The organism is Tolumonas auensis DSM 9187 (assembly GCF_000023065.1).
Taxonomy (GTDB): domain Bacteria; phylum Pseudomonadota; class Gammaproteobacteria; order Enterobacterales; family Aeromonadaceae; genus Tolumonas; species Tolumonas auensis.
The window spans coordinates 2,629,288-2,654,718 of sequence record NC_012691.1 but is presented as its reverse complement, the minus strand read 5'-3'; the positions used below and the strand labels follow the sequence as shown (position 1 = coordinate 2,654,718).

At 62.1% G+C, this 25,431-nt stretch carries 24 protein-coding genes and 1 pseudogene; 4 read left to right on the top strand and 21 right to left on the bottom strand.

The window, feature by feature from the left end; genetic code table 11:
- Positions 1–29: 29 nt before the first annotated feature.
- Together TOLA_RS12350 and TOLA_RS12345 are read left to right on the top strand one after the other, a co-directional pair.
- Entirely contained in the window at positions 30–1,817 is a 1,788-nt protein-coding gene (locus tag TOLA_RS12350) for an ATP-dependent nuclease (RefSeq protein ID WP_015879480.1), read from the top strand.
- Positions 1,804–3,618: an ATP-dependent helicase gene (locus TOLA_RS12345; RefSeq protein ID WP_015879479.1), complete on the top strand. Its 1,815-nt coding sequence runs from the start codon at positions 1,804–1,806 to the stop codon at positions 3,616–3,618. The genes TOLA_RS12350 and TOLA_RS12345 overlap by 14 nt, the downstream gene beginning before the upstream one ends.
- A gap of 69 nt (positions 3,619–3,687) precedes the next feature.
- Here TOLA_RS12345 and TOLA_RS12340 read toward each other — a convergent pair whose 3' ends face one another.
- The 16 genes from TOLA_RS12340 to TOLA_RS12265 all read right to left on the bottom strand — a co-directional run bounded on the left by TOLA_RS12340 (position 3,688) and on the right by TOLA_RS12265 (position 17,295).
- Positions 3,688–4,458 carry a competence protein CoiA gene (locus TOLA_RS12340; protein WP_041609888.1) on the bottom strand — a complete coding sequence of 257 codons (771 nt, stop codon included), beginning with the start codon at positions 4,456–4,458 and terminating at the stop codon, positions 3,688–3,690.
- A gap of 139 nt (positions 4,459–4,597) precedes the next feature.
- On the bottom strand, positions 4,598–6,883 hold the full coding sequence (locus TOLA_RS12335) for a helicase-related protein (RefSeq protein WP_015879477.1): 2,286 nt from the start codon (positions 6,881–6,883) through the stop codon (positions 4,598–4,600).
- Positions 6,884–6,979: 96 nt separating this feature from the next.
- Entirely contained in the window at positions 6,980–7,288 is a 309-nt protein-coding gene (locus tag TOLA_RS12330; RefSeq protein WP_015879476.1) for a hypothetical protein, read from the bottom strand.
- Between the two features lie 86 nt (positions 7,289–7,374).
- Positions 7,375–7,695 (bottom strand): hypothetical protein, encoded by a 321-nt coding sequence (locus tag TOLA_RS12325; RefSeq protein ID WP_015879475.1) that lies wholly within the window; start codon positions 7,693–7,695, stop codon positions 7,375–7,377.
- Positions 7,696–7,750: 55 nt separating this feature from the next.
- Positions 7,751–8,860: a DUF6094 domain-containing protein gene (locus TOLA_RS12320; RefSeq protein WP_015879474.1), complete on the bottom strand. Its 1,110-nt coding sequence runs from the start codon at positions 8,858–8,860 to the stop codon at positions 7,751–7,753.
- Positions 8,861–8,926: 66 nt separating this feature from the next.
- Positions 8,927–9,583 carry a hypothetical protein gene (locus tag TOLA_RS12315; RefSeq protein WP_003296477.1) on the bottom strand — a complete coding sequence of 219 codons (657 nt, stop codon included), beginning with the start codon at positions 9,581–9,583 and terminating at the stop codon, positions 8,927–8,929.
- Positions 9,584–9,666: 83 nt separating this feature from the next.
- A complete protein-coding gene (locus tag TOLA_RS12310; protein WP_003296476.1) occupies positions 9,667–10,008 on the bottom strand; it encodes a hypothetical protein in 342 nt (113 codons plus the stop codon).
- Between the two features lie 89 nt (positions 10,009–10,097).
- On the bottom strand, positions 10,098–10,790 hold the full coding sequence (locus tag TOLA_RS12305) for a DUF3275 family protein (protein ID WP_003296475.1): 693 nt from the start codon (positions 10,788–10,790) through the stop codon (positions 10,098–10,100).
- 98 nt (positions 10,791–10,888) lie between these two features.
- A complete protein-coding gene (locus TOLA_RS12300; protein ID WP_003296474.1) occupies positions 10,889–11,716 on the bottom strand; it encodes a DUF932 domain-containing protein in 828 nt (275 codons plus the stop codon).
- Positions 11,717–11,869: 153 nt separating this feature from the next.
- A complete protein-coding gene (locus TOLA_RS12295; protein ID WP_015879473.1) occupies positions 11,870–12,784 on the bottom strand; it encodes a DUF3577 domain-containing protein in 915 nt (304 codons plus the stop codon).
- Positions 12,785–13,377: 593 nt separating this feature from the next.
- A complete protein-coding gene (locus TOLA_RS12290) occupies positions 13,378–14,190 on the bottom strand; it encodes a hypothetical protein (protein WP_003296462.1) in 813 nt (270 codons plus the stop codon).
- Between the two features lie 291 nt (positions 14,191–14,481).
- Positions 14,482–15,225 carry a DUF5983 family protein gene (locus TOLA_RS12285; protein ID WP_015879472.1) on the bottom strand — a complete coding sequence of 248 codons (744 nt, stop codon included), beginning with the start codon at positions 15,223–15,225 and terminating at the stop codon, positions 14,482–14,484.
- 120 nt (positions 15,226–15,345) lie between these two features.
- Positions 15,346–16,008, bottom strand: a complete 663-nt coding sequence (locus TOLA_RS12280; protein ID WP_003296461.1) for a hypothetical protein — start codon at positions 16,006–16,008, stop codon at positions 15,346–15,348.
- 99 nt (positions 16,009–16,107) lie between these two features.
- On the bottom strand, positions 16,108–16,569 hold the full coding sequence (locus tag TOLA_RS12275) for a hypothetical protein (RefSeq protein WP_015879471.1): 462 nt from the start codon (positions 16,567–16,569) through the stop codon (positions 16,108–16,110).
- Between the two features lie 97 nt (positions 16,570–16,666).
- Positions 16,667–17,059: a hypothetical protein gene (locus TOLA_RS12270; RefSeq protein WP_015879470.1), complete on the bottom strand. Its 393-nt coding sequence runs from the start codon at positions 17,057–17,059 to the stop codon at positions 16,667–16,669.
- A gap of 23 nt (positions 17,060–17,082) precedes the next feature.
- The gene (locus TOLA_RS12265) at positions 17,083–17,295 is read right to left on the bottom strand and encodes a hypothetical protein (protein WP_003296458.1); all 213 of its coding nucleotides are present in this window, start codon (positions 17,293–17,295) and stop codon (positions 17,083–17,085) included.
- Between the two features lie 380 nt (positions 17,296–17,675).
- Here TOLA_RS12265 and TOLA_RS12260 point away from each other — a divergent pair.
- A pseudogene (locus TOLA_RS12260) lies at positions 17,676–19,100 on the top strand (IS1182 family transposase).
- A gap of 134 nt (positions 19,101–19,234) precedes the next feature.
- On the opposite strand, the gene TOLA_RS12255 reads toward TOLA_RS12260, so the two are convergent.
- Positions 19,235–19,798: a hypothetical protein gene (locus tag TOLA_RS12255; protein WP_015879469.1), complete on the bottom strand. Its 564-nt coding sequence runs from the start codon at positions 19,796–19,798 to the stop codon at positions 19,235–19,237.
- Between the two features lie 133 nt (positions 19,799–19,931).
- Between TOLA_RS12255 and TOLA_RS16795 the strand changes: the two genes are divergently transcribed.
- Positions 19,932–20,084 (top strand): hypothetical protein, encoded by a 153-nt coding sequence (locus TOLA_RS16795; protein WP_171804914.1) that lies wholly within the window; start codon positions 19,932–19,934, stop codon positions 20,082–20,084.
- 75 nt (positions 20,085–20,159) lie between these two features.
- On the opposite strand, the gene TOLA_RS12245 is transcribed toward TOLA_RS16795, so the two are convergent.
- The 4 genes from TOLA_RS12245 to TOLA_RS12230 all read right to left on the bottom strand — a co-directional run bounded on the left by TOLA_RS12245 (position 20,160) and on the right by TOLA_RS12230 (position 25,392).
- Positions 20,160–21,752: an ATP-binding protein gene (locus TOLA_RS12245; protein ID WP_015879468.1), complete on the bottom strand. Its 1,593-nt coding sequence runs from the start codon at positions 21,750–21,752 to the stop codon at positions 20,160–20,162.
- A 291-nt stretch (positions 21,753–22,043) separates the two neighbouring features.
- Positions 22,044–22,355 (bottom strand): hypothetical protein, encoded by a 312-nt coding sequence (locus TOLA_RS16850; RefSeq protein WP_218916159.1) that lies wholly within the window; start codon positions 22,353–22,355, stop codon positions 22,044–22,046.
- 351 nt (positions 22,356–22,706) lie between these two features.
- A complete protein-coding gene (locus TOLA_RS12235) occupies positions 22,707–24,716 on the bottom strand; it encodes a DNA topoisomerase III (protein WP_015879466.1) in 2,010 nt (669 codons plus the stop codon).
- Positions 24,717–24,990: 274 nt separating this feature from the next.
- On the bottom strand, positions 24,991–25,392 hold the full coding sequence (locus TOLA_RS12230) for a single-stranded DNA-binding protein (protein WP_015879465.1): 402 nt from the start codon (positions 25,390–25,392) through the stop codon (positions 24,991–24,993).
- Between the last annotated feature and the right edge of the window lie 39 nt (positions 25,393–25,431).

The following is a 25,431-nucleotide window of genomic DNA, read 5'->3' as shown; positions in this document are numbered from 1 at the left end:
ATTCGTAAGACATATTGCAGGGGGTGTGCATGCGGATCTCACGCGTTAGGCTGATCAATTTCGCCAATTTTTCGGATGTTGATATAAAGACTGGCGATAGCATCGTTATCGTTGGTGAGAATAAAGTCGGAAAAAGTAACTTCATTCGTGGATTACAGCTGATTCTCGACCCAGGATTGTCCGAGCGTGACCGGCAATTGAGCATAGAGCACTTCTGGGATGGCCTGGTTGAAGACAAGATCGGTAAAATCATCGAAGTCTCGGTGGACTTGACCGACTTCACTGATAACCCGCGGTTGATGGCTCATCTCAACGATTGTGTGATTGATCCAGGCCCACCCATGACGGCCCGTCTCACCTATCGCTTCCAGCCCAAAGCCGGACTGGGACGCGCTCCGGAATCGTTGAAAGACTATGAGTATGTGATCTTTGGTGGTAACGACCCCGAAATGCACGTCGGTAGTGCGTTTCGCCGCATGTTGCCAATAGACGTCCAGGTGGCACTGCGTGATGCTGAGAAGGATCTCGCGAGTTGGCGCAATTCACCATTGAGACCCCTCATCGAAGATCTTGCCGAGTCGTTGGACGAAGACGCCCGTGAGGAGATTCAAAATCAGGTTGACGACGCACAGCGGGAACTAGCTGGCCACGCCCAAGTGGTTGCGACGGCGAACCGGATCAGCGAGCGGTTGATCTCCATTGCTGGTGAGCAGCATGCTGTGCCTGTGTCGCTTGGACTCGCTCCAACTCGGGTGGATGCGCTGCTTCGCAGCTTGCGATTGTTAATTGACAATGGAATTCGCGGCGTCGGTGACGCTAGTCTGGGAACCGCGAACCTGATCTTCCTGGCATTGAAGAGCCTCGAACTCGACCGCCTCGTGTCTGACGGAGAACGTGACCATACATTCTTTGTGGTTGAGGAGCCCGAAGCGCACCTGCACCCGCACGTTCAGCGCCTTGTCTATCGTTATTTCCTTGGCACCGGAGGGGATGAAAACGAGGAAGATGCTCCGCTAACAACGATCCTTACAACTCACTCCCCACACATTGCAAGCGTTACGCCGATTAGATCCATCGTTCTGCTACGTCATGACGTGGGGGCAGGCAAGACTGTCGCCGTTTCAACTGCGAATGCGCCGTTCACACAGAGGGATGAAGAAGATCTACAGCGCTACATTGATGTCACGCGTGGCGAGATTTTCTTTTCTCGGGGGGTCATTCTGGTCGAAGGCGACGCAGAGCGTTTCCTGGTCCCCGCGTTCGCTGAGGCGCTTGATATCCACCTCGATATGCTTGGGATTACCGTGTGCTCGGTTGGCGGAACTAACTTCACGCCGTATGTGAAGCTCCTAGGCCCTGAAGGACTGGATATTCCTCATGTCATCCTGACGGACTATGATCCGGTCAATGGCAAGGCTCCGCTGGTTCGCCGGCGACTGATCAATCTTCTTGACGTGGTTGAAGACGAGTACGACCACTCGGAGATGGAGACAGATGACGTAATTGAGCTTGCCGAGGAGTTCGGATACTTCGTGAACGAGAACACACTGGAAACGGAGTTGTTCGCCGGTGGGTTGGCTGAGTCGATGCGGGATGTAATTCAGCAGGAATTGCCGCAACTGAGGCAAGCAACCCGAGAAGCATTGCAGCAGTGGGTGGATGACTTAGACCAGGTCGATGAAGAACGGCTGCTGAAGCTTATCGAAAGAATCGGAAAGGGACGATTCGCTCAGGCCCTTGCACGCTCAGTGTCCGAGGATACTTGCCCGCACTACATCCGTTCCGCGCTGGAGCATATCCGCAATGCCGTCGCGTAGTTTCAGCACAGCCTACCTGGCCCAGGCTGCCGAGCTGGCCGGAAATCCTGGTCAGTTGGCGGCGTACAACTCCCAGGGACATTGCGTGGTGCTCGCCGGCCCTGGAAGCGGAAAAACCAAGACGCTTGTGCTGAAGCTGGCTCGCATCTTGGCCGAAGACGTGCAGGCACCGCGTGGTGCTGCGTGCATCACCTACAGTCAAGAGTGCGCACGCGAATTAACCCGTCGGCTTGAAATGTTGGGGCTGCGGGAGGCGCCAAACCTGTTCATCGGCACCGTCCACGGATTCTGCCTACGCCATCTGTTGATGCCATATGGACGCTTAGCTGATCTACCGATTCAGTTTCCCCTCTCAGTGGCATCCCAGCGAGTGAGTGATCGTTTGATCAGGCAGTCCGGAGACGAGCTCTTTGGGGCCAACCATCCTTACAAAGCTATCGATCTTGGACGGCATCGCCGATCCGTACTGAACCGAAACAGCGTTGCCTGGCGTAGCGAGGAAGAACTTGCCGCCTGGGCCGAAGCCTACGAGGCGGCACTGCGCCAAGGGGGGCTGATCGACTACGACGACATGGTGGTCTATGGCCAGCGCCTGATCGCTGAGCATGATTGGGTACTGCCTCTGGTGCAGGCGAAATTTCCGGTGCTGGCGGTAGATGAATATCAGGATTTGGGGGTTGCACTCCATCGCATCGTCAAGCGCCTGGCTTTTGATGGTGGCGTGCGCTTGTTCGCAGTCGGTGATGCAGACCAGTCGATCTACGGTTTCACAGGGGCCGATGGCGCGTTGCTCATGGAGCTAGCTGAGCGTGAAGACATCGAGCCGGTCAGACTTCAATTGAATTATCGCTCAGGGGCAGGCATTGTCAGCGCTTCAGAAATGGCGTTGGGTGAGGATCGTGGCTATCGGGCGAACGACCCGACCCGTCAGGCGACTATCGAGTTTGTGCTGTGCCCTGATGGGCTCGCAGATCAGGCCGCACACGCCGTCGCGCAGATCATTCCGGTGGCCTTGGACTCCAAGCCAGGACGAACGCTGGGCGATATCGCAATCTTGTATACGGACTATCGCGCAGGCGATATTGTGGCCAAGGCCGTGGCAGCCGGCGGTTTCGATTATATCCGCGTGGACACCGCCGCGCCTTACCGTAAAGTTGCCTTGACGAGTTGGGTAGAAGACTGCGCCGCATGGTGTGCGGGTGGCTGGCGTATCGCGCGTCCGCAACTGCGTGGATTGATCGACCGTTATCTCGCATTTCATCGAGCGAACTTGGACGATGCGCAGGCTCGACGCGAGGGGCAGGAGCTAACCGCTCTGTTGTGGGCGTTGCGCGCCGATCAGCAGTCCGCACGTGATTTTGTCGCATCACTGCGCAACGGCATCTTGGATCGTCTGTTGGTTGCTGAATCGTCGCTTGCCGATCAGAAGGAACAACTGGATCGCATGACGGCGGCGCTTGCCGAAGGTGGCGCGCTGGCTACGCTGGACATTGCGAGTCTGGGCGGACGTGATGGTTCGCCGGATCACCTGAACCTGCTGACACTTCATTCCGCTAAGGGATGCGAGTACGACGTGGTCATTATGGTCGGTCTCGACTATGGGAGTTTGCCATGGCGAAAACTGAGTCCAGAGAAGTTGCGCGAGAGTCGCCGGCTGTTCTATGTGGGACTCACACGCGCCCGCGACGAGGTTCACATGCTGTACTCGGGATTCGTTGAAGGGCGCTATGGTCCGATGCGCCATGGGCGCTCACCATTCCTGGATGAATTAGAGGCACGAATGCGTGCTGCGAACCTCTGAGCGACTATATAAGGGTTGGGGCTGTATCCGAATCGCATGGGCTCCGGATGAGTTAATACCGGTTCTTAACTAAATATCTGCCGCGCGCTGGGCTGCGGCACGTTCGCGCGCAAGTTGGGCGGCACGAGACATCGCATCTAGGTTGTCGATGCACCAAAGACCATCTACGCAAAGAAAGCGATCACTAAGCACTGCTTCGAGTAAATCCGGAAGACTGGCGGTGAAAAATCCAGCACCTGTGATCGTGGTGGTCGGCTCCAACTCGAGCATTGCTATAGGCACATCTGCGAGACATGGGCCGAAGTGCCCGGCTGGAGGGAATTTTCCTCCGAACTCGGTCCGCAGTCGCTCCTTGCTCATGCTCCTCGTGAGAGTGCTGTATCTCTCTTGTCTTAGCAACCAAAGCGCCTTGATGCCCTCGGCCCGATATTTCTTTTGCCGGGTACGGTAGTCACGCAGCGACTGATATGACCTTTGGATCTCGATAGCCAACTTGGCCTCGCCACGCTCGCCCCAGACATCGGCTTTCCAGCGGCTGGTTTCGCTGCTCCCTGGAACCTCAACCGAGGCTCGGCAACCAAGATCCTCCAAAACGCTGCGCACCAGTATCTTGGCCGCGAGGTGCCACTGGCTTTCTTCGGAAGTGCTGCAGGCACCGCTTAGATGCGCGAAGAAAGGATGGCCATTGGCACTGATCTTGGGGACGGCTGGAGCATTGCAGCATGGCATTAGCAGATCGCCGACGTGATAGTTCCGTTGCAGCCCCAGCCACTGGGCCTGCGACATGCGCAGTGCATTCGCGACGCCAGTGCCATTCGCGTAGGCTGCTTCGATCACCATGACCATCATGCCCCTCGAGATCTGCGTATGTCCGCCCAGTTTAACGACCCCGACGCTGGGCGTCATGGCGACGATTGAAGGTACTGTGCAGGAATAAAAAAAGCCGGCGCCCAGAGGGACGCCGGCATGAACGAGAGTATCAGGCCGCGACGAGTTGCCGGGCCAGGGCGACCTCGATCGAATCGCCGTCCTGGTTGAGCACATCCAGCCCCGATTCCGGGACGTCGCCGGAGGTGCTCTGCGATACCAGGATCTTCTTCGCCATCAGGGCCAAGCACGTCATCTGCGACGTGGCCGCATACCCCAGGTAGATCACCTTCACATGCTGCTTCTGGCCGATCCGCCATGACCGGCGCGCGGCTTGTTGCAACGTGTAGATGTTCCACCCCGACTGCATGAACACAATCGTGGGGAACTCCAGCAAATCCAGGCCGGTTTTCACCAGTTCCGGATTCGTGATGAGGACGTCGATCCCGCGATCGAGCTGCTCGGCAATCCAGTCTTCGCGGCGAGAGGCATCCACGCTTGCGCGCAGTACCGCCACCCGAAAACCCTCTTGCTCCAGCAACATCTTCAAACGGCTGGTGGTATCGCGCGTGCCGGTGTAGACGGAGTACACCAGGGTCTTACGACCCGCGGCTTTCTCCTCGCGGCAGATGTCGATCAGCTCACGCTCTTTCGGCATGATCTCCAGCTCGTTGAACTGGGCCGGTGTGAAGGCCAGGACCTGGCGCGTACGCGGGTGGCGCACGGTTTCTGCCCGGAAGCAGCAGTCGGACCACGCCAACAGCACATTGAGGACTACGCCCAGCAAGGTGGTATCCCGCTTGCGCAGGGCCTCCTTGAGTTCCGCCGTCAGGCTGGCGGCCAGATTGCGGTAGGCGTCGGCCTGCCCGGCATCCATGGCGACCTCCCGGAACTCTTCGTCATACGGCGGCAGCACGCCGCCGATGTCTCTGAGCTTGAGGAAGATCGTGTACGGCAGCACGCAGCGCAGTACGCCTTTCGGCCCGAACCCGGGTGCCTTGACCGTTCTGACGGTGATCTTCGAGCCTTTGGCGGTCTTGTGGGCCGGCCCGTTGCTCTCGGAATAGATGTCCTTGAGGACACCATGGTCCCTCATAAACGCCATGGCAGCGGCATTCATGCTGCCGCTGGCGCTCGGGCGGTAACCATCTTCGATCATCCTCGCGGGCAAGGCCCGGAACAGCAAATGAAAGAGATCGTCTGCATAGCCCCCCATGAGGGTACCGGTTAGCAGTACGGTCTTGCGTGCCTTGGCTGCGATGACGCCCATCGCCTGGCCCTGCGCCGATCCACCCGTTTTGTATTCATGGGCTTCATCTGCGATGAGCAAGTCGAAGGTGCTTTGCGGCAGATACCGCTTCACATATTCCGAGGGCTGATAGCCGCCTTCTCCGAAGCCGAACTCCATTGAGGACATGGCGCGTTCCATGCGCTGCGCCTGCCGGTCGGAAAACACCAACTCCCCGCGCTCGTCCATCAGGTTGATGAAGTTGTGCAGGTTGTCGCCGAGCATCGACGCCAGGAACGAATCGCCGAAGGTCTTCATCAGCTTGTTGGCCGTGGCCTCGCCGATGGTCGGGATTCTCTTCAGCGCACGCAGCACCGCCGAGGACTGATCACTGCCCGACAGGCTGCGCGGCCGCATCAGCGTCCAGAGTGCGCCGTCGCAGACATTGCACTTGCGGCGGATTTCTTCCGCCTCCAGCTCCAGAGCATTGACCGGCTCGCCGTCGAGATCAGTGACCACCGTCCCGCAGTGCGGGCAGGCGCCGACCATGCCGTAACGGGTGTGTTTGCGGACGAAGGCGGGCTTCCAGTGGAATCCCATCCGCATTCTGACCCTGCCGATGATGAAGAACTCCTGCCCTTCGGCCGGCACGTTCAACTGCTCGCGCAGCTTGATCAACTTGAGCAATGTGTCCGGGCCGTTGAGCACCCAGACTTTCGCACCGGCGACGGTTTCGAGGATCTCGCGCCGCCATTTGTAGACAAGATGGGGCGGGCTGAGGACGAGCGTGCGGCGATAGCCTTCCGCGTTGAGCACCGCCCCTAGCGCGATGCCGACGGTGGTTTTCCCCGTCCCCATCTCGCCATTGACGATGGCCGCGCGCTCGCCCTGATTGACGAGCAGTTCGGCGGCCGCATGGACGACCTCGGCCTGGGCGGGGAACAGCTGCCGCTTGAGGCTGGCGAGGACGAGCTGGCGGTTGGCGCGCGGCACACCGTTGTAAACGGGCGGGTTGGCCCGGTTGAGGGAGTCGAGTAACTCATCCCCAAACTCGGTGACGAAATCCTGCAGGCTGAAAGACAGATCGCTTTCGCTGTCCGCAGGCTTGAACAGATCGCCCGTGGCGGGCATGGAAGGTGCGGCGGGGGCCGCTTCGAGTTGCATGGTCATGGTGATGCTCCAAAAAAATGGGGCATGCACCGCCCCCAGGGGCGATGGATGCCCCTGGGGGTGAAGGTGAGTGGACGGCGCGCAGCCGCCCGGAAATCAATACTCGCTGGGTAACAACAGCGTCGTGACGCTGCGGTCCCACTCAGTGATGATCCAGAGTTTCAGATCGGGATCGACCTGGTACGAAGAGAGCAACCGGGCCTCGCCCGATGCCAGCGCGGCATCGTTCGATCGCCGATCGTCCTCGTCGAGGTCGCCCCAGTCGCCGCTGAGGTGGCGGCGAAGGTACGGGCTCGGGTTGAGCCGTCCCTGTTCGACCAGATTGGCCACGCCGACGGTCATGACCGTCGCGCCCGGCGAGAAGCGCAGATTGGGGGCCGTGCTGATGGACATTACAGTTGCCATGGTGATAGCTCCTTCGATGAAAGAAAGGGTCATGGCGTCCCCATCGGGGCGACATGACCCCGGTGGGTGGATGAAATGGGCTGGTGCTAGATCGAGGACTGCTCTTCGGGCAGTTGGACCACGGTGGTGCGGTGATCCTCGCTGGTCATCACGATCAGCAGCAGCTGCGGCGTGATCCTGTAGCGAGAGATCATGGGATTGTCCTGGTCGAGTGCCACATCATTGACCTGGCGGGTGGTCTCGTCGACATCGCCCCAATCGCCGCGCACATGGCGCTGCACATAAGGCAAGGGATCAATGAGGCCTTTGCTGGCCAACCAGTGCACCTTCTCGCTCAGCCTCAGCGAACCGAGGGCGAACAACGGACGGGCTTGCGGCTCGCGCCGCGCGAACAAACGCGAAAGCATGGGAGTTCTCCTTCTGGTGGATGAATGAAGCAAGGCGGCGAGCCGCCCGATGCGATCAGTGGATGGTGAGAATCCGGTCGAGGGTGGCCGAGTCCGGGGACAAGTCCCAGGCACGAATCACGGGGACAAACTTGTCGGTGAGGATGCGTGTCTCTGCGATTGAACCGTCATCGCGCTCGCGATATTCGGTGGTCGTCGCCTTCTGCTTGTAGGTGTCGCCTTTCACGGCCAGGGTGCGGCCGTTCTTCGACTGCACGACACCGGAGATCGCGCCGGCCGCGAGGGCCAGTGCCAGGTGCCACTGGGACAATGCGCGCGCCGGGCGGCGCAAGGACTGCTGGGCGGCGCCCAGATGGGTCTCGAACGACGGCCACAGGCCATGCAGGCGCTGCACTTCGTCGGCGAACTGCGCCGGCTCCATGCTCAGACGGTAGAAGTGCTCCGGCTCGTGCTGGGCGACGGGGACCACGTACGGAAGCGACGGCCACGTGGGTGGCAGTTCCTCCGCTTCCAGGTCGCCTTGCCCGATCTGCAACAGGCGGGCACGGGCGTTCTTGACCTCATCGCCCACCAGCTCGCGCTGGCGGGCCCGGCGACCGAACACGACGACTTGCTTGAACTGCGTATCCACCGCACGGTAGATGCGCAGATCGGCGAAGTGCCGCGTGAGCCAGCCGACCAACTCCTGGTCGAGCACGTAGTGCGGGACGATGAAAACCAGGATGCCGTCGTACTGCAGCAGTTGCAGCGTCCGCTGGTAGAACAACTTTTCCAGCCGTGCGCGGCCCTTGCCGTCGTAGCCGATGTTGCCGTTCGCATCTTTGGACAGATCCCCGTATGGCGGGTTGAGCCACAGCAAACCGAAGCTCTGGCGTGCGATCAGGGTGTCCATGAGGTCGCCCTGGATGCAGTGATCGACGAGCAGACGCGCATGGTTGGCGCGCTCCGGGTCGAACTCCACCGCATAGGCGGTGACCTGGTCACGCCCGAGGGCATGCGCAGCCTCCGCGATGGCGACGCCTTCGCCTGCACAAGGATCGAGGATGCACATCGGCCCGTCGCCGGACGCCAGTGCGCTGAGCGCTCTTTCGAGCGTGGGTTCGTCGGTCGGAAAGTAGCCGGCCTTGACGAAATTGCGGGCGAGCCGCGGGAACATGAGTGCCATAAGAAATCTCCTGTAGCGGGGATGAAGGAAAGCGGGTGCGCGCCGGTCGCACGCACCTGCCGTGGGTCAGGCCACCGCTTCCAGCGACCCTTGGGTGGTCGCCGGCTGCGGGAGCGGATGGGCGGTCAGTACGCCCTGGCGGATCAGGCTGCTCAGTGCTTCGGTGAGCGCTGGCACATCCAGCCCCAGACGAAATCCACGCAGCGGCCCGAGGGCCGTCGGCAGGTCGCGGAGCATGTCGCGGTCTCGCAGCAGTGCCAGCACCGTCCCTTGCCAGTGATCCAGCAAGGGCAGCGGGCACGTCTCCTTGACGAGCAGCCAGAGGCGCGACGTAGGATCGGCCGCCGCGCGCGGCAACAGTGCGAGCGCGCTGGTGGTGGCCTTGTCCGGCCGGATGCAGCGCCGATCGAACAGCCAGAGATTGACGAGCGACCCGAACAGGGTGCGGCGATAGCTGCGGGTCAAGCGCTTTTCCAGACGCTCGACCGAGGGAACGAACACGGGCACGGAGCCGCCCTGGTCGGTGACGAGATGGAACTGGTCCAGTCCATCCTCGTCGCGGCCCAAGGTGAGCCGGGCGAGAAACTGCTGGATCGCGGTGTCCCGCGCCCAGACCGATAGAAAGACCAGATCGCCGTCTTCGCCGCAGACGCAAGCATCGGCCATCACGTCGCCGCATTCGTCGATGCGGTACAGCAACTGTGGGGATGAAGGTGCAGACATGGTGGAGTCCTCAATGAAGTCAGGGGCACCACCACCCGCAGGGGCAGTGAATGCCCCGTTAGGGATGAAAGAACGCGGACTACTCAGAGTTCACGTTCGGTGAACGAACCGTCGGCCTGATGCTTGACTACGCGGTTGCCGACATTTCTCTCAGCGTCGTGCTGGACCTCGATGAACAGGCTTTCCGGCACAAGGATCTGAAAATGACGTAAGACCTCACGGTAGTAGTCCAGGTCATGGTTGAACGGATCGCTCTCGTGCAGATTGCTGTACAAGAAGTCGTCGCTCTCGACCTTCATGGTGTCGTCGATCAACTCGGTTGGCTTCTCGATGACCAAGAAGAAGTAGTTCATCGGCCGATCCCAGCCGAGTAGTACGGTGACGGGAAATCCTTTGTGGAATGTGTCGAAGTAGTGCCGACTCATGGTGAAGCTCCTCGATTGAAATAGCCGGGAACCTCCCCATCGGGGTCGCCCCGGCGGGTGGATGAAATGCCGCGGATGCGGCAGGACGATCAGGCAGCCTGCGGTTCGGGTGCGAGTTGCAGGTTCCATTGCTGGGCCGTGGCGTCGAAGGCATAGCCCAACTGGTTGAGCCGCGCGATCTGCAGACGTAGGGTGCGGCGATCGATGGTCGAGTCGAGTTTCACCGACTCTTCCAACGGCCAGAGAATGCCGAACAGCGCCGCGTCGTCGCTCTCGGGACCACCCGAAGCGGCCACGGTGGCGGACGGCGTATCGACGCCGAATGGCGTGGTATCGACCAGCGGGTCTTTCGATGCCTGCACGGGCGCGGGCTCCGGCTTGGACCGGGACTTGGATTTCTCGGCTGCTGCCGGCGTTGTCGCCGGTGGCGTGCCCAGCTCTTCATCGAGCGGATCGACGTCCTGTGCGGCGAAGGCGCGAGCCTCGGCCTTGCTCAGCTTGTCGATGCCCGACAGGGTCATGCCGTCCAGGTTGGCGCGGATTTCAAAGCGCATGCCATCGCCAACCGGATAGGCCTTCGGATAGATGTAGCGGATGACGAACTCACCCTCGTACTTCCCTTCGGGGTACTGCTCCAGTTCCGGGTCTTTCACATGGAACAGTCCAAGGCGGGTCGTGAGGCGACCGACCGTGAACCGTCCGTTGCGGCCCGGGATGGTGCGGATGGCGAGTTGGCCGCGGACGATGAGGGGCGGATCGGATTGAACGGCTGCTGTAGCCATGGCGTATCTCCTTGTGATGAATGGAACCGTCTTGCGCGGCGCGCAACGGGTCAGGAAGAAAATGGACCCGCCCTGACGGGCGAGGTCCGAGTAGTGGCTCAGGACTTCAACTGGCGCATGCCTTCGGCGAGCATCCAGAGGGCGCGGTTCAGGCGCAGGTTCTGATCGATACCCTGTACAGGGCGGGTACGCTGGCGGCGGCCGTTCGCAGTGCGTCCGGTCAGCCCTCCCTTGACGAGGTTTTCCTGGACGCGGTTGAAGATCGACCAGAGGTCGCTCTTGCGATCGTCCCAGCGTCTGGGAACCAACAACTGACTCTCCGTGACAGGCGCGGGCTTGTCCGGATCGTCGTACTTGAGCGCCAGGGCCGAACGGGCGAAAACGTCGTCCTCCCCAGCCTCCAGCGTGATCGCGCGCATGCTCTCGCGCGCTTCCTGCACCCGCTCGAAGCCTTTCAGGACTTCGTAGGCACCTTCGATGACCTGGCCCGCGACATCGCCCTTGTGAGGCACGCGGATGTCCGCGAACGTGTCGCCGCAGACCAGCCCGTTCTGGCAGACGAATCGAAACTGACCTGCCAGCATCTGATAGCTGCTGGTGCCATCGTGCGAGTTCAACAAGATGATCTCGTTGGCTTCGTCGCCATTGATCTGGCTGGCGTGGCGAAGGCGGATCAGGTGTTTGGTGTACTCGCGGCGGTCCTCGTTGCGGACACGTGTTTGGCACACCATGAAGGGCAGGAATCCCTCCTGACGAAGTTCCGACAGCACGGTGGCCGTCGGGATGTAGCTGTACCGCTGGGAACGGCTTTCGTGCGGTGTTTCCGCAAAGATCGACGGCACCACGGCGCGAATCTGGTCGTCCAACAGAGGACGGTCCGAGCGCAGTACCGGTGAGCGCGGTGCGAAACGGGATGCGAGAGACATGGCATTCTCCTGGGATTGTTATGCAGCCGAATCCGCACGGTGCGGAACGGACTGCGGGGATGAAAAGACGAACGCCCACGCGCCACGTCAGTGGCCTGCAGGCAGGTTGGGGATAAGAAGCAAGACCCCGGAATGGGGCCTTGCGGGGGTGGATCAGAAGGAAGCCGCGAGTGCGGGTTCCTCGGCCTCGGGTGCCGGCACGGGTTCGTCCTGAACGGACTCGGCGGTCGGCGCCTCGACGGTGCCATCGGCGGTATCCGCATCCTCGGTCGCCGCAGCGTCCTCGGAAACGGGCGCCGGTGCGGCGGCCGGAAAGACCTGCTGGCCATCGATCTTGATCAGGCCGATGTGGATCAGCTTGGATTCCAGGCTCGCCGCCGGTTCGCCGGCACGCTCGCCCTTGGTGCGGAGGTACGCATCGGCCTTCATGTCGTTGAGACGGAAGGCGATCAGCACCTTGCGCTCGGCCTCGATGGCCTGTACGCAGCGGCGCACCAGATGCTGGGCGTCCGCAGTGGCGACGATGGTGTTGATGTACCGGTAATCCGGCTCATCGACCGGGCCGGCCAGCGCCCCGATGGAGCACGACAGGAACGGATCGCCATCCTTCGGCGTAACCTCGCGCGGACGGTTGAGATAACCGATACCCCGGGTGATCAGCTCGTACTGCTTGATCTGCGCCAGTTCGGCACGATCGATCAGTTCGGCTTTCAACAGTCGGCCCTTGAGACTGGCTGCCGGATCGCCCTTGCGGTCACCACTGGTACGGATGAAAGCATCGGCCCAGAGATCGCCGAGCCGGAACTTGACCAGCGGACGCTGCCTCGGGTCATCGACGCCGATGTAACCCTCGACCAATTTCTTGGCGTCGGCACCGGAGACTTTGACGTCGAAGTAGCGGGTGACGGGGTCTTTGGCGGATCCGACGAGTGCGGCGACAGTGCAAGCCAGGAACGGCTGCGCACGGCGGCCACCACGGACAGGAACCTCCCGGACACGCTGCAAGCGGGCGTAGCCCTCGGTGTGAAGATCGAAGTAGCTCTTCGCGTTGGAAGTCGTATTGGTCATGGTGAATCTCCAATGGGAATGAAGCGGAGACACACCGGACCCGACTGCGCGGGGGGGTGCGTAACCCCGCGGTGGGTTGATAAGGCGAATGGACTAGGAAGGTGCATCCACCACCGGCAAGCCGATGGTCGTTCGCACGGAGGGATGCGTTGCGAACTGGCTCGGTCACGCGGCGGGTGCCGCGCCGCAACCTCGAAGACCGATGGTTGCCTGGCATGTCGCTGACAACGTCAGCAAGCATGGGGCAAGCCTCACACCGCGCGGCTTCGCACACCATCGGGAATGAGTACTGTCGCCTGACCGCATTCAATCGCCGCAATAGCAGCCGATGGTCTCTTCGGCAGGGTCAAACAGGTCGTCCTGGCGTTCGGTAAAACAGGCCAGCTAAGTGCGCACTCGCGGCGGAACCGGGGGGCTGAGGCAGGTTCAGTGTTCTGCCGACACGGTCATGAGATATTTCCCAGCAGATAGGCACAGCCCCGGAAGCTGGCGCGAGGCCAGTTTCCGGGGCAAGTGCCGTGGTGGATGAATGCTCCGACAAGGCGGTGCGGAAAGGACGAAATGCCGCCGACGGACTCAGCCGCTTCGCGCAGTCATGCGGATACCGCCCGCGGCTTGCGCCGTGCGGGCTTCTGCACGGTGCTGACGCGAATCTGGCGCCAACTGCCATCGTCGATCAGGCGTTCCAACGTGTTGCCGAGGTCATCGAAGAACACCTCATCCACGCGCTCCACCAGCTCACCGTCGCGGTGCAGTTCCACCGCATAGAGATCGTCGCCTCGTTCGTACAGCACGGTGACGCGCCCCTGGAACTTCGCAGTGACCACGTTGAAACTGATGGCCGGCGGCGTGGCGATGATGTCCTTGGGCAGTGGATCGACCCAAGTGAAGTCGCACGCGCCAGCATCGACCAACAGGTGCGTGATGCGCCGGTAGCCGTCGGGCGCCGGCAGCGTTTCCAACTGCTCGATGAGTTGCTGCAGTTCCAGGCAGCGCGGCTGCGGGACCGGCAGTTTCGCCGGAGCCGAACCGAGCACGAACGTCTGCAGCTTGTAGGGCTGGCCGTCGTGGGTGTACTCGGTGCGTTCCTCGGGGGTATCCGCCCGCAAGCCGTCGAAGCGGCGTCTGGCATAAGGCTCGACCTGTACCTTGGCACCTTCGTCGGGTTCCTCGGTCACGCGCGACCGGTCGAGCACCATGAACTGGGTGCGTCCGGTCTTGACGACAATGGCCTCGTCTGTGCTCGCGATGACCTTGCCTTCAAAAGGCTTGGGATCGATATGGAAGCCCATCGTCGATACCTTGGGCTCACCGTCGAAGATGACGAACTTGAAGCCGCGGGCATTGGACGGCACATGGCCGGAAACCAGCGTCGGGAGTTGTTGACGAATGAGTTGATGGTCCATGGGAAATCTCCAGAAAAAAGGGACTTCCCGGCCACAGGGGACGGGTTGTCCCAAGTGGGTGGATTGGATGGACGCGGTGCGTCCGGAAGAGGATGAAAGCCAGCACGCGATCGGCATGCCGCGGTCTCGATGGCCTTGACCGCCTGGGATGTTGCCGGCTACGCCAGCGAACATGGCAGCAGGATGGCAGAGCCTGGCCGGCCCGGCCTGCGATAAACCGAACCGGCCTGCACCGCATTCCCGAGGCAGAAAAAAGCCCCTCATCGGAGGGGCTCGGGGGGACATGACTGGTCAGGTGTCCACAGAGGGGGTGTCGTCCTCTTCCTCGAAGACGGTCAGACCGTCCAGCTCGTTGGCATCAGCATCGAATACCAGCACCCTGACGTCAGCCTGTCCGGCCAGCGCCAGTACGTCGGCCAGATCCTCGGGCATGCCCTTGGACAGGTGCTCCCGGCGCAGTTGCTCGGCGGTGATGCCTTCGACGTGCATCAGGTTCTCATCCGTCCAGGGTGTGGCGATCAGCTTGACGCCGATGGCTGGGCTGTACGGGATGCGAAAGGCGACGAACAGGAACCCGCTCGGTGTGGCGATATCCGCCAGTTCGCACAGGTAGCGGCCCGATGCTTCGGTGATGTGGGCCGTGCTGATCTCCCAGGCACGGCTGTAGAAGCCCGTCTCGAACTGCAGATTGCGCACCACCGCTTGGGCATATTCCAGTGTGTAGCTGTCGCCCACATGGATGAAGCCTCTATCGAGGGTTCGGCCATAGATGCTGTGGTACACGGCCTGCACGGCGCCGCTGCCGCCGCACAAGGCATCGAGTTCGGCGGGCACCGTTTGGCCTTCGGTGATCAGCACGAAATCATCGTTGAAGATGCACGCTTGGTACGCCACCTTGTCATCGGGTAGATGAGCCTGCGATGGATGCAGCGGCAGAAAGGTTTGCGGGTGGCGCTCGTCGTAGCTGATGACGGCAAGGCGCCGAATCTCGAAACCGTAGTAGCCGCGGGCGAAAGGATTGGATGAATGGTCCATGGTTTGATTCTCCGGTGAGGGGTGACGCAGGGCCAACCCCCACCGGGGATCGACCCAGTGGGAAAGGAAGTGGTGCCGGCAGGCGGCACCGGTATGGATCAAGCGTCGTATCGCGGCCTGTCAGCTCAACAGCTCGGACAGGCGGTGTTGCAATTGCCGGCGCTGCGTTTCGTCGGTGATGCCGGCGAGCAGGCGTTGTGTTTCCCGGGCGAACAGATTGGCAGCAGCCTCCAGGTTCTGAATCAGAAGGGCTTGCCGGATACGGTTGCCGAGATCGAGCACCTGACCGGAGGCACCGAAGACCGAGAACTCGCGGCTGATGAAAGAACCGTCACCGCCGAAGTTGAAGAGGCGTGGTTTGCTGCAATACCAGCAACCCTCGAAGCGAATCTCCTTGAGGCCGTGACCATCGTCGAGTCGCGTGGCGATCAGGAACAGCGCGTCGAGATCCGAGTCGTCCTCGAAACGATGGTGTTCGATCAGGTGCTGCAGATCTTCGTCCTGGTCGGTGCCGAAATGCCTGGAAAGCACGGCCAGAACGTCGTCCATCGTGGGAGGGCCCTCGCTGGGCACGGACAGCCCCAGCGACTGGGCCAGTGCAACGAGGTCTTCGCAGACATCGTCCCAATGCGCGCCGCTGTCTTCGGCAATCTGGGCGATGTAGACCTCGCCGTCGCCGGGGTATGAGGCATCCAGCTTCAAACCGCCGAACAGCGCGGTAATCACCGGGGTGACTTGGTCGAGAACGAGGACGCCGGTGGCGTCGTAGTAGTTGTTTGCCATGGGGTGGCTCCTGGTTGGTGATGCGGAGCCAGCCCCTGCGGACATGGCATCCGCGGGGATGAACCCGAAACCGTGGCTTCGGGCAAAGGTGGAAAAGCGCTATTCGCCGAAGTCGGTGGGGTCGCCCAGAGACTTCAGCAGTTCGATCAGGCCGCAGTTGGCCAAGACGTAGAGCGCGTTGTAGTCGTCGCCCGTCGGTGCCTGCTCGCTGGTGTTGATCCGGGCATCCAGATCGAGGACGTTCTGCCGCACCCGGCGGGCGATCGCCAGCGGTTTGGGTGTGTCATCCAGGACGGGCTCGCCCAGTGCGGCAAGCACAACCCGTGGTGACAGCGCGTCCGGCAAGGACTCGAACACCGTGGGGGTGTCGCTGCGGCACAGGGCTTCGGCTTCGGAGTTGCCGATGTCGAAGCAGACGATTTCGTCGTCGGCCGCGCCTTCGGTGTCGTAGTCCACTACCGCGAATGGCGGCAGCGGCAGATGATCGGGCCAGTCCTGCACGACGATGGCCTGCACCAGGCCTCCTTCGAGGACGACGGCAAAGGACGGATTTCGGGACATGGGTCGCTCCTGTGGGAAGAATGGAGGGACACCGCCCCGAAGGGACGGATGTCCCTCGCTGGGGGTTGAGAAAATGGCGGTGGTCGGTCGTTCGGACCTACCAGCCGCTGTAGTTGAGTACCAGATCGGCGATCACCTGACGCCGCTCCAGATCCAGGCCACCGAGGTCGGAAAGCCCCTCGAAGCCGCAGCGCTTGAGCATCGCGGCGCCCTCGCGCGAGTTGTAGAAGCTCACCATCGCGGACAGGAACATGCGCTGTCCGCCGCTCAAAACGCCCAGGGCGTCGTTGAGTTCCAGCAGGTTCGGACGCAAGTCCCACTTGCTGGCGGCACGGCGCAGGCCTTCGCGGGTGCCATCGCCAAACCACTCGGGCCCGGCGATTTCCGCACCGCGTTTCCAAGCCTTGAAAAAGGCCTCGGGCGCACGCTCGAAATGGCGCGTTTCACGCATGATCTGATCGACGACGTCGGTTGGTAGAAGCTGATTCATGACGGTCTCCTCATGGATGGGGATCAAGGGGTGGGCAGCTGGGTCCAGCCGCCTCGGTCGAGGGCTCGCTGGGCTGCCGCCGAACTGCGGAAGTACTCGGCCGACTCGCGGGAGACGGGGCCTTCGATGTCGCGCGTACCGATGTAGTGGCCGGCGGCGCTGTGAAGCACTTGGAGCGGCAGGTGTTTGCCGGCGTAGATCAGGGCCAAGTGGCCGAACGAGGCTTGCTGGGACATGGCGGAGCTCCTTTCAGGAAGCAGGATCGCCATGGCCCTGGACGGGATGGCTGCTCCCGCTGGCGGTGGATGAATCGGCATCGGCGCCGTGAGGGCGCGCGTCCGCGGACTCGATGCGATGGCGGACTGGTGTGGGTCGCACGGGAGGGGAATCCCGCGGCAGCCTGAAACCCTGGCTGCTGGCATGGTGCTGACGAGGTCAGCGACGCATGCCGACAGCTTCCGCCGGCGCTAGGCCGGCGTCATGCGCAAATGGGAATCCGAGGCGTCCCGATTGATGGACGAAAAAAAGCCCCGCAATCCAGACTGTGTGAAAACCTGGCAGTCCCGGCCGGTGTTCTAGAAAATGCCCGTATCACGCGATACGGGCATTTTTGTTTATGCAGTACATCCAAGGTGAAGCGCGCAGCCAGGGCAGTCTGTTTCCACAGTCGCTGGACGAGCTGGTGCCGGAAGATCATTTGGTGCGCGTGATCGAAGCCTATGTGGCGCGCCTGGATTTGCGCGTGCTGGGCTTCAGCAAGGTGCAGGCCCGGCAAACCGGGCGACCGTCCTACGATCCGGCCGATCTGCTCAAGCTCTATCTGTATGGCTACTTCCAGCGCATCCGCTCATCCCGGCGGCTGGAGGCCGAGTGCCAGCGCAATGTCGAAGTGATGTGGCTGTTGGGACGCCTGGCTCCGGACTTCAAGACCATCGCTGATTTTCGCAAGGACAACGGTGCAGCATTCGCGGCGACCTGTCGGGCCTTTGTGCAGTTCTGCCGCCAGGTCGGCCTGATCGCCGGCCAGTTGGTGGCCATCGACGGCAGCAAGTTCCAAGCCGTCGCCTCGGCGCGCAAGCAGCTGAGCCTCAAGCAACTCAAGCGCCAGCAGGAGCGGCTGGAGAAGCACATCACCGACTACCTGGCGCAGCTGGAGGCTGCGGATCGGGCTGAAGCCGACGAGGCGATCGATCGTTCGGCGGTCAAGGCAGCCCTGCAACGGTTGCAGGGCAAGCATGCCGACAATCTGACCAGTCAGGCGCTGCTGGAGGCGCAGCAGCTGGAACAGTTCGTGATCGGCGAGGCGGACGCCAAGCTGATGCGCACCCACCTGGGGCCTCGAGTAGCCTACAACGTGCAAAGCGCTGTGGACGCGGAGCACTGCCTGATCCTGCACCACGAGGTCACTCAGGATGGCAACGACACCCAGCAGCTCGAACCCATGGCCAAGGCAACTCAAGCCGTGCTGCAACAGGTCAAGTTGGAGGTGGTCGCCGATGCCGGCTACTCCAACGGTGCGCAGTTCCAGGCGTGTGAGGAGGCGGGTATTACGGCCTATGTGCCGCCCAACCGCGCGACCAATAATCGCAGTGATGACGTCGACCTCTTCGAGCGAGGCGACTTCACTTACGATGCAGAGAACGATCAGTACCAGTGCCCGGCGGGCAAGTTGCTGAGCCTCAAGCAATGGAATCGAGGGGATCGCATCTACCAGGCAGCGATCAGCGACTGCAACAGTTGCCCACTGAAAGCGCGCTGCACCCAGGCCAAGCGCCGCTACGTCTCACGGCATGCCCATGAAGCCGCCTTCGAGCGCATGGAACAGCGGATGCAGGCACATCCAGAGATGATGGTCAGCCGAAGGTCGATCGTTGAGCACCCCTTCGGCAACCTCAAGCAGTGGTGATTCGGCAATGGCCGCTTCCTGCTTCGCCAGCTGAAGGGTGCAAGGACGGAAATGGCCCTGGCGGTACAAGCCTACAACCTCAAAAGAGCGATCAATGTACTCGGTGCAGGCCAGCTGATCGCGTTGATGGGCTGAAAAGCGTGTTTTCGCCTTTCGTCCGCGCAAAAGCAAACGCCCCGAACGAGCCGGGGCGTTTGCTTAACCCGCCATCAGTGCGTTTTCACACAGTCTGAATCGCGGGGCTGTGGAGGCTCGGGAAGCCTTGGGGATCAGGACGATTCGCCGCCCAGTACATGCTGCTTCCACAAGGCGAAAGCCTCATCCGGCGGCAGCTCGGCCAGAATGATGATGGGTGTTTCCTGCCGTGCGCGCAGCGCCGCAAAGTACCCGGCGCGGTCGGCGATGGCCTTGAGCTTGATGCCTTTCAGGAACAGCAGCTTGCCGTCCCTGATGAACAGCACCTTGTTGGCGATGTCGCGGGTGTAGGCGGTGCGTAGCTTGCGTTCGGCATGCTGTGCTTCAGCCAGATGATCGACCAGATAGTCGAGCGTGATGTCGATGACCAGCGGGTCGTCGTCCTCGCCGGAGATGCCGCCTTCCAGCATGTCGGGGGGCAGGCTCCTGGCGAAGGCTTCGGCCTCGGCCAGCCATGCAGCCTGGCCGTCGAGTGCGCGGATGCAGGTGGAACCGCCGTGCCCGTCGTTGCGGGCATCGGCAATGGCAACGCCATCGAACAGCACGGTGGCAGTGAAGCACAGCGTCTCTTCGCTGGCGAAATCTGCGACCTTGAGGTGTATCAGGGTGATGCGGTCTTGCGTGGTGATGGTTTCCATGGACATTCCTTGAGATCAGTCGGGAAACGCCACGCCCCTGCGGGACGAAGCGCTCATCCCGTAGGTTGGAGAAAGAGGCATCGATGCCCGCATGGGCAGCGTTCGCCCGAGCGATGCGACGGCGAACTGGCGGGTGGCATGGAGCAAGCTCCACGGCAGCCTGAAACCCTGGCTGCTGGCGAAGCCGACAATGTCGGCAACAGCGGATGCCAGCATCGGTTCTGGTACTGTCCGCGTCATCCGGAAACGGGAAATCAGCACAGCCGGATTCGCCCGCACCCGGTAGCGAGAACCGGTTTTTCGTCGGCCCACAAGAAGAAAAAACGCCCCCGAAATCGGGGGCGTGGAGAGATGGCACCGATCAGGCAGTGACCGCCTGCAATTTGCCGGTGTCATCGAAGACCAGGCGCACGGTGGCGCCGGCCAGCTTGGGTTGCACGCCATGGCGCAGCGCGTACGGCAGCAGCGCCTGGACCACGCGATCGGCTGATGACGAGCAGCCTACGGCGATGAAGGTTTCGATCAGGAGTGCGTCCTCGTCTTCACGATCCTCACCGTAGCGATCGTCGAACACATAGTCGCAGACCAGCCCGGTTCTGGCCCCCGCCGAGGGGGTCAGGTAGAGCGTGTATCCCTTGCGCACGGCCTCCACTGCGTACTCCACCGTCCCGAGATGGCCCTCCAGCCCGACATGCAGGGTATCGACCAATTCCAGCTCCACCTCGTAGTCGGCAAGTCCGGGATTGACCTCTCGATGCAAGGTGGTGCCGGTTCTGATGCGCACCTGCTCAGGGCTGACGACCTTGATCAGACGCTTGAGCCAGTGGCCGTCATCCAGACCGGGCTCGTCGAGTACATACGCTTTGGCCGCTTCCAGGTAGATCTCGGCGGTCGGCGCGGTTTCGTCGTCGGGCTCGATCTGCCAGACACCAAGCACTTCCAGGGCCTGTTGGGCGATCACGCCATTTCCGCCCAGATAACGCCGCCAGTATTGACGATAGCCGGCCGGCTCTTCGTCCCAGTCCCGGAACCAGGACAGAGGAACGAAGGGCACGTCGTTGAGCAGATCGGCGTTCGACGAGTTGAGGCAGACATGCGCGTAGTGCGTGACGAAGTCGCTGGCGGCAAGCGCCTGCTTCTTCTCGATCAGTGCCTCGCGGTAGGCCTGATCGACCGCAGCCTGGATACGTGGATGATCTTCCGTCTCGTTCAGCAGGTGCTGCCGATCCGGGAGCTTCGCCAGCGTGTTGTCAGGCAGCAGGACGACCTGGCGTTCCTGGCTCGTGGGCAGCCTGTCGATAGGTCGTCCGCCGATGGGCAAGCCCTGAAGAAAGCAGCGCCACTGCGTGCGCGTACCGGACAGATTGATCAAGACCTTGCCCATGGACGTCTCGCGCCAGGGCAGATCGGGCTTCGCCAACGGGCGTGGCACTTCAGCGTCGTTGAGCCAGACCGGCACCGGAAAGGCTTCGCACAGACGCTGGAGCTCGTGCTCCACCCAGGTGGGCAGATCCTGCCCGGCCTGCACCGGCTTGACGCCTTCGAGGTGGATGGCGGTGCCCTCCAGATGGAAGCCTGCGATGTCTTCCTCGATCGGCTCGCCGGCAATGATCTCGGCGGTTCGCGCGCTGAACAGTTTGTCGCGCGAATGCACCGTCAGGGTATCGGCAAAGTACAAGGCCGAGAGCACGCCGAGGCCGAAGGCGTTCTCGCGCGCCTTGAGTCGCTTGTCCCAGCCGGATTCGGCGATGAAGATCAAGGTCTGCAGGTCGGTAATGCCGATGCCATCGTCGGTGATGGTCAGGCTGTCCTGGCTCACCGTGATGTGGATCGCGCTGGCCTGGGCGCGGCGGGCGTTCTGTAACAGTTCGCCCAGCATCGAGCCATGGTTGAACGCATGGCGCAGATTGGCGATGAGGCTGTGCTGGTTGGTCTTGAGACGAAGGGTTCTCATGAGATGACTCCTTGGATAATGGTTTGCACCGGACAGGCACAGCGCTGCCCGGTGCGACGGGGCACTGAACAGGCGGATGCCGGTGGGAAGGGGAATGGGCCGGTCGGCCCGAGGGAGAAGCAGCATCGACGCCCGGGATGGGCGCGTGTCCGCGGCACGATGCGATGCGGACAAGGACGGTCGGCGCGGAGGGTCCGCGACGCAGCCTGCACGACCTTGGCTGCTGGCAACGGCTGACGAATCAGCGATGCAGGCCCGACAACGGCGCCTGCCGTTGCATGGTGTCGCTGATCAATGCGCAGTCGTGCGCCCCGCGTTGTCCAGGGTTTGCAGCAGGCGCCGGCCCAGCCAGGCCATGCACGGCACCGCCATCGAATTGCCAATCGCCTTGTAGCGCGGCGCATCGGCGGCCGGCTTGTGGTTGAGGATTCGTTCGGGTGTCTCCTGTTCGTGTGACCGAGGCGGAATTGCCGGGTCGTCATGGCGGATGCGCAGGAGAAAACACGCCGAAGGCTGGGCGCCTTCGGCTTGGAGGAGGAAACCACCCGTGTACTGGTTCAGGTTGCGGTCGTCGGTGGAACCGTTCGCTGTCTCAGCATTCACCCGGCCCTTGTCGTGGTTGGGGCCGGCATCGTCTGGCGCACATCCGCGCACAAAGGGAGCCCGTTCTTTTCACCGGTGGGCGCCGGTGTCGAATACCGCCAACCCTGAAGGGTCTCCTGATGCCTCGACCCCCATGGCAGGCAAGGCATCAGGAGACCCTTCGCAGCGGGCGGGACTGTTACTGATCGAGGGAATACGCGGTGCGTGATTCGAGGAAAAAAGGCCTTCTCGCCCCTCGCAAGGGGCGCGCACACCGCAACAGAAGGTATCGCGTGCTGGGAGCCTCGCAGGGCTGCGGGGCGGTGGTCACGTTGCCGGGGGTGGTCAACGCGACGACGGGTTCTCTGTCTTTCAGGAGGCCTTCGGGCCACCGCGGCGCTTGCGCGGCGCGGCACGCTTGCCCGATTCGATGGGCAGCGTTCCCTTGCAGTCGGGGTATTTCGCGCAGGACCAGAATGGACCGCTCTTGCCGCTGCGCTGGCGCGTGGCACCGCCACACTGCGGGCATGCTGGCCCCTCGGGAATCTTGATGGACAGCGAGGTGCCACGGTACTGCGCAATCAACTGCGTGACCCAGGCCGCCTGCTTGTCGATGAAGGTATCGAGCGCGAGCTGTCCGGTTTCGATCATGTCGAGCGCCTGTTCCCACACCGCGGTTGTGCCGGGATCGGCGATCGCGGCGGGCACGGTGTCGATGAGCGTGAAGGCGGCATCCGAGGCGCGGATGGCCCGTCCTTTCTTGATCAGGTAGCCACGGTTCAGCAGGCCGCCGATGATATTGGCGCGGGTCGCTTCGGTGCCGATGCCCACGGAATCTTTCAGCTTCTGTTTCAGGCGTGGGTCTGACACCAGTTTGGCGACGCTTTTCATCGCCTTGACCAACTCACCTTGGGTGTACGGGCGCGGCGGCAGCGTCTTGAGCGCCTTCAGATCGACCCCAGCCACCTGGCACGCCAGCCCTTGGTGTAGCGCTGGCAGCACCTGGCTGCGGGGTGCGGCGTCATCGCCGGCATCGTCGGGTTGCGGCTCGGCCAGTACCAGGCGCCAACCCGGCACGACTACGTGCTTGCCCACGGCCTGCAATGTCTGGTCGCCGCAAGAGAACCTTGCTGTCGTGCGGTCGAACTCGTGCGGCGGAAGAAATTGCGCCAGGTAGTGGGCGCGGATCAGGCGGTAGGCGGCCAGTTCCTTCTCGCTCATCGCCGACAGGTTGGCGGGTTCGAGCGTGGGGATGATGCCGTGGTGGGCCGATACCTTGGCGTCGTTCCAGGCGCGCGAGTGCTGGGTGCGGTCGAGCTGGTCGATGATCGGGCGCAGGCTCGGATCGGTCTTGAGCAGACTGTCGAGCACCGTGGGCGCTTCGGCATGCATGCTTTCGGGAAGATAGCCGGAGTCGCTACGTGGATAGGTGGTGGCCTTGTGCGTCTCGTACAGGGATTGGGCGATCTCTAGCGTCTCCTGGACATCGAGGCCGAACTGCTTGGAACACACTTCCTGCAAGGTGCCGAGATCAAACGGCAATGGCGCGCCTTCGCGCATGCGTTCGGTCTCGACCGATACCATCTGAGCAGCGCCAGCGGCGCGGATGCGCTGCACCGCCTGCTGCGCAACAGGCTCCTGCAGGCAACGGCCTGCATCGTCGGTACTGGCCGATGGCGGCAGCCACTGCGCGGTGAATGTCTGGCCTGTGCAGGACAGCGCCACTTCGATGGACCAGAACGGGACGGAGACGAAGGCCGCGATTTCACGATCGCGATCGACCACCAGTCTGAGCGTGGGGGTCTGCACGCGTCCGACCGACAGCACGCCGTCATAGCCGGCCCGGCGCCCCAGGAGGGTGAACAGGCGGCTCAGGTTCATCCCCACCAGCCAGTCCGCTCTGGAGCGCGCCAGCGCCGAGTGATACATGGGCAGCGTGTCGCCCGAAGGCTTCAGCTTGCCGAGCGCGGCATGGATCGAGGCGTCGTTCAGTGCTGACAACCACAGCCGTTGAATGGGGCCGCGATAGCCACAGAGATCGATGATCTCGCGCGCAATCAGTTCGCCTTCGCGATCGGCGTCGGTGGCGATGACCAGTTCGGTCGCCTTGCTCAGAAGGTCTTTGACGACCTTGAATTGCGCTGCGGTCTTGGGTTTGACCTCAACCCGCCAGTGCTGGGGAATAATGGGAAGTTGCTCGATCGTCCAGCGCTTGAGCTGTTCGTCATAGGCTTCCGGCGGCGCGGCTTCGACAAGGTGGCCAATGCACCACGTCACGACGACGCCGGGGCCGTTGAGGCAACCATTGCCGCGCTGCCTTGCGCCCAACAGGCGCCCGATGTCCTTGCCTTGCGAAGGTTTTTCGCAGAGAAATAGCCGCATGCCTGTCCATCCAAATCACATTGCCGATGTATCTGGGCAGCAGCATGTCTGGATGTTGCGAACCTCACCGCAAACAAGAGGAATGTGCAGGCACCCGCTTTGATCACGGAAACGGCGGCATATCCGACCGGGGGCGTTGGGCGTGCGAAGTGTTGATGTGTACTGGAGCTTCTTGCGCTGGGCGCGCGAAAACGCGGTGGATGTTGGTGGAACCTCGCTTCCCGAAGACAGGAAGACGGAGCGAGCCTCGGTAGGCTCGCCCCTGGAGATGCGCCTACTCCGACGGTGGCGGCTGCTCCGCTGATGCCGGCTTCGGGCTGAGCGTGACCGACTCGATCCGGTACGGCAGGATGCCGACGCTGCGCGCATTGATCTGCCAGGTCTCGCGCGGCTTCTCATCCTTGTCCTCCCAGGGTTCGCGCTCCATGCGGCCGATGACCAGAACGCGCATGCCTTTCTGGTACAGATCCTTCCAGTGCTCGGCATCGCGGTGCCAGATTTCGACCGGCGCCCAGAAGCCACCACGGTCCTCGAAGGTGCCGTCCTTCTTGGGCACCGGGTTGTCGAAATAGACGTTCAGGCGCAGCAGGCGACTGGGTTCGTCGTTGCCATTCGGGAACTCGCGGTACTCGGGCGGCGAGCCGATGTTGCCTTCTCCAGAAAAATGCGTGCTCATGTTGTGATCTCCGTGGTGGTTGAAATGCCCGTGCCAAGT